Genomic DNA, 8,412 nt, shown 5'->3' with positions numbered 1-8,412 from the left:
CGGATCCCTCCAGTCCGCACGGTGCAGAAGCGCTTCCCAGAATTTACCGGCCTGATAGTCAAATGATCGGCACTGCCCGAGAGCCAGGTCGAACGCCATTGCATGTGAGGGGGCGAATTCGCTCATCACGATGGACGAATGCTGGCTGTAACCTACCGGGTCAGATTTCTGCCATTCCTTTTCCAGTTCTTCACGGGGACGAAGCCAGGTCAGCGTGACGCTCTGAAAGTCTTTTGTCCCGCTCACCACACCGTGAATCATCTGCACTTTCCGCTCCAGCCCCTCAATTCTCAACTCTTCGGGCGTCAGTACATGGCCTGGACTCCAGCTGAGCCCCTGATAACGGCTGACGGAGTAGGTAGCGCTGTCCGTCCGTTTGATAGTGTGCGCTTTTGCGGAATAAGAGATATACGCATCCGGGCTGTCCGGATCGATACAGGCGGTATACGGTATATCACTCGTTTTCGGGTCATTATCCGGATGGTTGTCTTCCCCCTGGAGTTTGAACATAAACGGCTCCGGCAATTCCTCGCCGTTAACGACCACATCATGCGCCGTATATGCCGTGTTCGTGACCGAACTGTATTCAGCATCGCCTTTTCGCGACGGCGGCATTTCAAATGGTTTGCCGTCCGGAGGTGTGCCGATCAGGCCATGCTGATAAAACACGCGCTGGTACAGGTTAGGAATACGGCTGGCAATCTTGTGGGGGATCCCCCGCCAGCCAAAACCCTGGATATTTGTCAGCGATACCGTCCCGTCGTTCGGGCAGAAATAGTTGTATACCTTGCCGTTGTTGTTGCGGTTGTACCGCTTATCCGTCCGAAGCGGGTTATCCGACGGTTTACGCAGCGTACAGGCGCCTTCCATCGCCAGCAGATCGGCCTCCGGCACTTCGCCGCCTTTGTACTGCGTTGCCATAAGGGCGCAAAAATTCGTAAATGTTTTCTGGCGCGCATCGCTGGTCTGATGATGGCCCGGCTGGATATCCTCTGCCAGGCGGCCCTCCAGCGAGTACGGCGAGTGATTCAGGATGGTGCAGTTAACCGGATCAAACCCCGCCTGTTTCACCAGCATATTCGCCAGCATGGTGATAATGGTGCCCTGACTGTGCGCCACCACGTTTATCACATCATTTTGTGTTTCAGGTTCCGCTCGGATCTGAATAATCACATCCGCCAGGCGCTGGGCGGCAAAAAACTGGTAAATACGGTGCGGACTGGAATAAACAGGGTGCGTAAAATCCCCGCCGTTTGCATGCAGCGTCATAAAACCGACGGCTGCCACGGACGCGCCACCCGCGCCGGGCCCCAGCATATCCGGAATATTGGTCGTTGCGTTGGCAAAGGTGCCGCCGCCCTTGGCAAAGTTGATGTCGAGGGCATTACCAAAATTGTCGTTCTGAAATTTAACGCTGCCTTTACCATCATTGCCCAGGTCTTCTTTTTTATTCTTGTCATCCTCCTGATATGCATCGAACGGCAGGTGAGCGCCGTCCTGAAGCTTGCTGACCTCCTGCCGGTAGCGTTGTTGATCGGCCTGATAGTCCTTATGCGTCACCGGCTTGTATCCCCAGTAAAAAGGGATAACGGGAGAACGGCCCGGCCCGGTAATTTTCGTCTGCGGCGCTTCGCCCTGCATCATCATAAAATCACGCCAGTCATGGGCATAAAGGTCGGTGCGGTTAAGACGCTTTTTCAGCCCCGCGATGATGCCTTTTTCCTGGTTCTGGTAAGCTTCTCCGACATCATTGACCCCGTGAACCAGGATGACGATGCACGGCATCGGGCGGGGAATACCGACCCTGCAGGTTTGTGCTTCCGGTCCGAGCGCGGTGTGAACGCCGACATCGTTCTCAGAAACAACACGAGGGCAATACGGGCTCTTTTTTTCATCAGCCATCAGAGTACCTCCTGTTTGTACGTATCAAGATTGGCGGTGTTGAGCAGTGGAGATTAATTACTGCAGGAACATGTCGTATTCAAATATCCTTCTGATAGAATAAAAAATCGCCACGAGGGAGAATACGGCTATGAATATTTAAAAAAAATATCCACAGTGCAAATGACATACTAATTTACAAATCTGGATTCAATAAATTCATTAAAAAAATAAAATAAGTATGTCATATCTGATATTTGTATAATTAAGCCACTGGCGGAGGCCCCGAGAAGTAAAATGCAATCCGTTTTTTCTGCCACTACATATCAGATCGCTAGTGAAGGTAAAAATCTTCGCGCTCCTTGTTCCGCAGGATGCGAAATCGGCACTTGGGTATGGTATTGACAACACTAAAGTACATGAGATGCTCTTGTGAGCCTACTTGGTTAAACCATTATCGATTGCATGGATAAAAGATTTGGATTTTCCAATGTGTAGCATAACTGGCAGAGTCAACTTTTTTCTGACCACTTCCACTGGCGGTGGTATTCAGATAAGCGTAAAAAATGAGGGGGGATAATTATGTGCGAACTGCTCGGGATGAGCGCAAATGTGCCGACCGATATTTGCTTTAGCTTTACCGGGCTGGTGCAGCGCGGCGGCGGCACCGGGCCGCATAAAGACGGCTGGGGCATCACCTTCTATGAGGGTAAAGGTTGCCGCACATTTAAAGACCCCCAACCCAGTTTTCAGTCACCGATCGCCAGACTGGTGCAGGATTACCCCATCAAATCGTGTTCGGTTATCGCGCACATTCGCCAGGCCAACCGCGGCAACGTCGCGCTGGAGAATACCCATCCGTTTACCCGCGAACTGTGGGGGCGGAACTGGACCTACGCGCACAACGGGCAGCTCACGGGCTATAAGACGCTGGAGACCGGCCCGTTTCGTCCCGTCGGCGAAACCGACAGCGAAAAGGCGTTTTGCTGGCTGCTTCACAGGCTGACGACGCGCTACCCGCGTACGCCGGGAAATATGGAGGCGGTATTTAAATATATCGCGACGCTGGCGACGCAGTTGCGGGAAAAAGGCGTGTTTAACATGCTGTTGTCTGACGGTCGTTACGTGATGGCGTATTGCTCGACCCATCTGTACTGGATCACCCGACGCGCGCCGTTCGGCGTCGCTAAGTTACTCGATCAGGATGTGGAAATTGATTTTCAGCGAGAAACCACACCGAACGATGTGGTTACCGTGATTGCCACGCAGCCGCTGACGGGCAATGAAACCTGGCACAAGATTATGCCAGGGGAGTGGGCGTTATTTTGCCTCGGGGACCGTGTAGTTTGACGCCAGCTGTGGCTGGACGACATCGCTGCTCAGCGGCTTGCTGACCACATAGCGTCCATCCACCACCGAGACCATAGGCGGCTTATGCGTCTGGGCAAAATAGTCGTATCCGGGCTTCAGTTGTGACCAGAAGTCTTTGTAATACGAGAATTTATGACGCTCCATATTGGCATCGGTCATACGGAACGGATAAATGCTCACCTGAACGCTGGACTGGCCGAAAACCAGGGCGCCAGTGACGAACTGGAAAATCTCATCGATGCCGTTATCGGTCATGGCGTAACAGCCCACAGAGACGCAGGCGCCGTGAATCATCAGGTATTTTCCTTCGTAGCCGTGTGCGCGGTCATAGGCATTCGGGAAACCGATATTGATCGCTTTATAGAAACGGCTGTCAGGTTTGAGTTGCTCGCGGCTGACGGAATAGAAACCTTCGGGTGATTTGAAATCCCCCTGGCGCTGTTTGGGCCCCAGTCCGCCGGAGTAGTTACAGATTTTGTAACTGTCGAGCAACTGGTAGGCTTCACCTATTTTCACATACAGATCAAGGGTGCGTTCTTCCTTAAATATCTGGATATATACCGGCGACCCCATCAACTGCTGCTTAAATTCTTTGCTGACCGGCGTTGTCGGGCTGTTGCTGCTGAGCAGGCCCGCGAATGAGACGCACGGAATCAAAAGCATCGCAAGAAACAATGCGATTTTGCGCATACTACTTATTCCTTGATAAAACGGTGTTGACACACAACACGCCAGAACGGCGAAAGAAACCCGAAAATGAGATGATTCTGGTTTTTGATGCGCTCACATTAGCATCACCAGCGTTTTTCGCAAGCGCAGACTGCGGCGTTTACAATTTAGTTTTTCTTTATAGTGTATTTGTTCTGAATTGGCTGTCAGAACTTTGCGCATTAGCTCGCATTTTACCACCCGCTTTCCCGTGAATTGCTGGGGTCTGAAGGGGAAAACTGATAGACTTCCCCCCGCTTTATGATCAGGTGTGAGAAAGGACGCTTTACGCTCGTCAACTGCTGCCAGCAACGTTTCTGGTATTTGATTTTCCTTTCTTTTTTCTTCGCAAATTGCTGGGTTCATACGCAACGTCATTCAGTGGCTCACCGATGCCGCCTGAAGGATGAAGTACAAAGTGATAGTTACGGATACCTGCTAACGATATGATTAAAATCACAAAAGGTCTCAACTTGCCAATCGCGGGCGCCCCTTCGCAGCAACTGTCTGAAGGTGTTGCGGTCAAGCGCGTCGCGGTTTTGGGGGAAGAGTATGTTGGCCTTCGACCATCGATGATGGTCAAGGAAGGGGACAGGGTTCTCAAGGGACAACCGCTGTTCGAAGACAAAAAAAATCCCGGCGTGTGCTTTACAGCGCCCGCCAGCGGTACTGTTAGTGCGATTTATCGTGGCGAGCGTCGCGTTCTACAGGCTGTGGTGATTGAGGTCGAGGGGGATGAGTCCATCGCCTTTCCTCGCTTTGCGCCGGATGATCTTGCGCACCTGCCGCGAGAGACGGTTGAGCAACAACTGCTGGCCTCGGGGTTGTGGACCAGCCTGCGCACCCGTCCTTTCAGTAAAGCGCCCGCGCCGGGTTCAACGCCTGCGGCGATCTTCGTCACGGCGATGGACACCCAGCCGCTCAGCGCCGACCCGCAGCCGATTATTTTCAGCCATCGCGATGCATTCAATGCCGGTCTGACGGTGCTGACGCGCCTGACGTCAGGCAGGGTGCATGTGTGCCAGGCAAGCGGCGGCAAGCTTGGCGGCCACCCGGTAGGTCAGGTGAAATTCAATGAATTTACCGGTCCACACCCGGCGGGGCTCGCGGGAACGCATATTCACTTCCTTGAGCCGGTAAGTCTGAAAAGACAGGTCTGGCATCTTAACTATCAGGACGTTATCGCCATCGGCAAACTGTTCGTTGAAGGGGAACTGTGGACGGAACGCGTTATCGCGCTCGGCGGCCCGCAGGTGAAAACACCGCGCCTGCTGCGCACCCGCCAGGGGGCGAGCCTCGACGAGCTGCTTGCCGCGGAGCTCTGCGACGGTGAAAACCGCGTCATCTCCGGTTCAGTGCTGAGCGGCACCCACGCGCAGGGGCCGCATGCGTTCCTTGGGCGTTTCCATCTGCAGGTCAGCGTGGTGCAGGAAGGGCGTGAGAAGGAGCTGTTCGGCTGGGTGATGCCGGGCAAAGACAAATTCTCCATTACCCGTACGACGCTGGGCCACTTCTTAAAGCACAAATTGTTCCGCTTCACGACCGATACCAACGGCGGCGAACGCGCGATGGTGCCGATTGGCAACTACGAACGTGTGATGCCGCTGGATATTCTGGCGACGCCGCTGCTGCGTGACCTGCTGGCCGGGGATACCGACAGCGCCCAGGCGCTGGGGTGTCTGGAGCTGGATGAAGAAGACCTGGCGCTCTGCACCTACGTCTGCCCGGCGAAATACGAATACGGGCCAGTTTTGCGCGACGTGTTAACCCGCATTGAGCAGGAAGGATAAGTGATGGGCTTGAAGAATCTGCTGGAAAAAATTGAGCCGCACTTTACGCATGGCGGCAAACTGGAAAAGTATTACCCGTTGTATGAAGCGGCGGCCACGATTTTCTATACCCCGGGTCAGGTTACGCGCGGGGCATCGCACGTGCGCGATGCTATCGATTTGAAGCGTATGATGATTCTGGTATGGCTCGCCGTCTTCCCGGCGATGTTCTGGGGCATGTATAACGTCGGCCTGCAGACCATCCCGGCGCTGCATAAGCTGTACGGCCCGGAGCAGCTACAGCAAGTCATCGCCAGCCACTGGCACTATAGCGTAGCGCAGTGGCTTGGCGTGAACCTGGGGTCTGATGCCGGTTGGTTGAGCATGATGGGGCTTGGGGCCGTTTTCTTCCTCCCCATTTATCTCACCGTCTTTATCGTCGGCGGCTTCTGGGAAGTGCTGTTCGCCATCGTGCGTAAGCACGAGATTAACGAAGGCTTCTTCGTTACCTCCATTCTGTTCGCCCTGATTGTACCGCCGACGCTGCCGTTATGGCAGGCGGCGCTGGGCATCAGTTTCGGCGTGGTGATCGCTAAAGAGATCTTCGGCGGCACCGGGCGCAACTTCCTGAACCCGGCGCTGGCGGGACGCGCGTTTCTGTTCTTCGCCTACCCGGCGCAGATCTCCGGCGACCTGGTCTGGACGGCGGCGGATGGCTTTTCCGGCGCGACGCCGTTGTCGCAATGGGCGAGCCATGGCGGCGAGGCGCTGGTGAACGTCGTGACGGGCCAACCGGTGACCTGGATGGACGCGTTCCTTGGCAACATCCCCGGTTCGATTGGCGAAGTCTCTACGCTGATGATCCTGATTGGCGGCGCCATCATTATTTTTGGCCGTGTCGCTTCCTGGCGCATTGTCGCGGGCGTCCTGCTGGGTATGGTGGCGACGGCCACGCTGTTCAACGTTATCGGTTCTGATACCAACCCAATGTTCGCCATGCCGTGGTACTGGCATCTTGTGCTGGGCGGTTTTGCGTTCGGCATGATGTTTATGGCAACGGACCCGGTATCGGCGTCATTTACGGATAAAGGGAAATGGTGTTACGGCGCGTTGATCGGCGTGATGTGCGTGCTGATTCGCGTGGTAAACCCGGCCTACCCGGAAGGGATGATGCTGGCGATCCTGTTCGCCAACCTCTTTGCACCGCTGTTTGATTACCTGGTGGTGCAGGCCAACATCAAGCGGAGGAAGTCGCGTGGCTGACGTCAAGAATAACGATAGCATTGGTAAAACTCTGCTGGTGGTGCTGGTGCTGTGTCTCATTTGCTCCATCGTGGTGGCCGGTTCCGCCGTCGGGCTGAAACCGCGCCAGCAGGAGCAACGCGCGCTGGATAAACAGCGCAACATTCTGGCTGTCGCCGGGCTGATGACGCCGGACATGAAGGCCGACGAGGTGGCGTCAGTGTATGCAGAGCGCATCACGCCGCGTCTGCTGGATCTGAAAACCGGCGACCTGCTGGCGAAAGACCCGGCGAGCTTCAACGCGTCGCTGGCGTTAAAAGACCCGGAGCAAAGTCTGTCGCTGGACGCCAGCCTGGACCCGGCGGGCATCAAGCGTCGCAGCAACGTTGTGGAAATTTATCTGGTCAAAGACGCCAGCAAACAGGTGCAGGAAGTGGTGCTGCCCATTTACGGCAACGGCCTGTGGTCAATGATGTATGCCTTTGTGGCGCTGGATACCGATGGCCGCACCGTAAAAGGCATCACTTACTACGACCAGGGTGAAACACCGGGGCTGGGCGGCGAGGTGGAAAACCCGAACTGGCGTCAGCAGTTTGTCGGTAAAAAAGTGCTCGACGATAACGGTATGCCAGCGCTGAAGGTGGTGAAGGGCGCGGCGCGGCCGGGGGATGAGTACGCGGTGGACGGATTGTCCGGCGCGACCCTGACGTCGAACGGCGTGCAGCACAGTTTTGATTTCTGGATGGGCGAGCTTGGCTTCGGTCCGTTCCTGAAACAGGTTCGTGAAGGAGGGCTGAACAATGGCTGAACTCGGCGATATGAAAGAGGTTAAACGGGTACTGGTTGGGCCGCTGGTCGCCAATAACCCGATTGCCCTGCAGGTGCTCGGCGTCTGCTCGGCGCTGGCGGTGACCACCAAGCTGGAAACGGCCTTCGTGATGACGATTGCGGTCACGCTGGTCACGGCGTTTTCCAGCATGTTTATCTCGATGATCCGCCATCACATCCCCAACAGCGTGCGCATTATCGTGCAGATGGCGATCATCGCGTCGCTGGTGATCGTCGTCGATCAGCTGCTGCGGGCGTTTGCCTACGAGGTCTCCAAACAGCTGTCGGTGTTCGTCGGTCTGATTATCACCAACTGTATCGTGATGGGTCGCGCTGAAGCCTACGCCATGAAATCGCCGCCTCTGGCGAGCTTTATGGACGGGATCGGCAACGGGCTGGGCTATGGCGCGATTTTGCTGCTCGTCGGTTTCCTGCGCGAGCTTATCGGCAGCGGCAAACTGTTTGGCATTACGGTGCTGCAAACGGTACAAAACGGCGGCTGGTATCAGCCTAACGGTCTGTTCCTGCTGGCGCCGAGCGCGTTCTTTATTATTGGTCTGCTGATCTGGGCGCTGCGTACGTGGAAGCCGGAACAGCAGGAAAAGGAGTAACC

8 protein-coding genes are annotated in these 8,412 nt (G+C 55.3%); 5 read left to right on the top strand and 3 right to left on the bottom strand.

Features of this window, described 5'->3' with window-relative positions:
• A partial coding sequence (locus JO226_RS16550) for a DUF3274 domain-containing protein (RefSeq protein ID WP_293606856.1) occupies positions 1-1,902 on the bottom strand: 1,902 nt, incomplete at its 3' end.
• Positions 1,903-2,463: 561 nt separating this feature from the next.
• Between JO226_RS16550 and JO226_RS16545 the strand changes: the two genes are divergently transcribed.
• The gene (locus JO226_RS16545) at positions 2,464-3,231 is read left to right on the top strand and encodes a class II glutamine amidotransferase (RefSeq protein ID WP_293606855.1); all 768 of its coding nucleotides are present in this window, start codon (positions 2,464-2,466) and stop codon (positions 3,229-3,231) included.
• Here the strand turns inward: JO226_RS16545 and dpaA are convergent.
• Both dpaA and JO226_RS16535 read right to left on the bottom strand, forming a co-directional pair.
• Complete coding sequence (gene dpaA / locus JO226_RS16540; protein WP_293606854.1) at positions 3,202-3,942, bottom strand: peptidoglycan meso-diaminopimelic acid protein amidase; 741 nt, start codon at positions 3,940-3,942, stop codon at positions 3,202-3,204. The two genes, JO226_RS16545 and dpaA, sit on opposite strands and share 30 nt — an antisense overlap.
• 93 nt (positions 3,943-4,035) lie before the next feature.
• Positions 4,036-4,326 carry a hypothetical protein gene (locus JO226_RS16535; RefSeq protein ID WP_293606853.1) on the bottom strand — a complete coding sequence of 97 codons (291 nt, stop codon included), beginning with the start codon at positions 4,324-4,326 and terminating at the stop codon, positions 4,036-4,038.
• Between the two features lie 80 nt (positions 4,327-4,406).
• On the opposite strand from JO226_RS16535, the gene JO226_RS16530 reads away from it, so the two are divergent.
• Genes JO226_RS16530 through JO226_RS16515 form a run of 4 tightly spaced genes read left to right on the top strand, consistent with a single transcriptional unit; the run spans position 4,407 to position 8,410 of the window.
• Positions 4,407-5,750: a Na(+)-translocating NADH-quinone reductase subunit A gene (locus JO226_RS16530; protein ID WP_293606852.1), complete on the top strand. Its 1,344-nt coding sequence runs from the start codon at positions 4,407-4,409 to the stop codon at positions 5,748-5,750.
• A gap of 3 nt (positions 5,751-5,753) precedes the next feature.
• A complete protein-coding gene (locus JO226_RS16525) occupies positions 5,754-6,992 on the top strand; it encodes an NADH:ubiquinone reductase (Na(+)-transporting) subunit B (protein WP_293606851.1) in 1,239 nt (412 codons plus the stop codon).
• On the top strand, positions 6,985-7,779 hold the full coding sequence (locus JO226_RS16520) for a Na(+)-translocating NADH-quinone reductase subunit C (RefSeq protein WP_293606850.1): 795 nt from the start codon (positions 6,985-6,987) through the stop codon (positions 7,777-7,779). Before JO226_RS16525 ends, JO226_RS16520 begins: the two co-directional genes overlap by 8 nt.
• Positions 7,772-8,410, top strand: coding sequence for an NADH:ubiquinone reductase (Na(+)-transporting) subunit D (locus tag JO226_RS16515; protein WP_293606849.1), 639 nt, complete (start codon positions 7,772-7,774; stop codon positions 8,408-8,410). The genes JO226_RS16520 and JO226_RS16515 overlap by 8 nt, the downstream gene beginning before the upstream one ends.
• Positions 8,411-8,412 lie beyond the last annotated feature (2 nt).

The sequence above is a fragment of the Pluralibacter sp. genome (assembly GCF_019237635.1).
GTDB lineage: Bacteria > Pseudomonadota > Gammaproteobacteria > Enterobacterales > Enterobacteriaceae > Enterobacter_B.
This window is presented reverse-complemented; position numbering and strand designations above follow the sequence as displayed.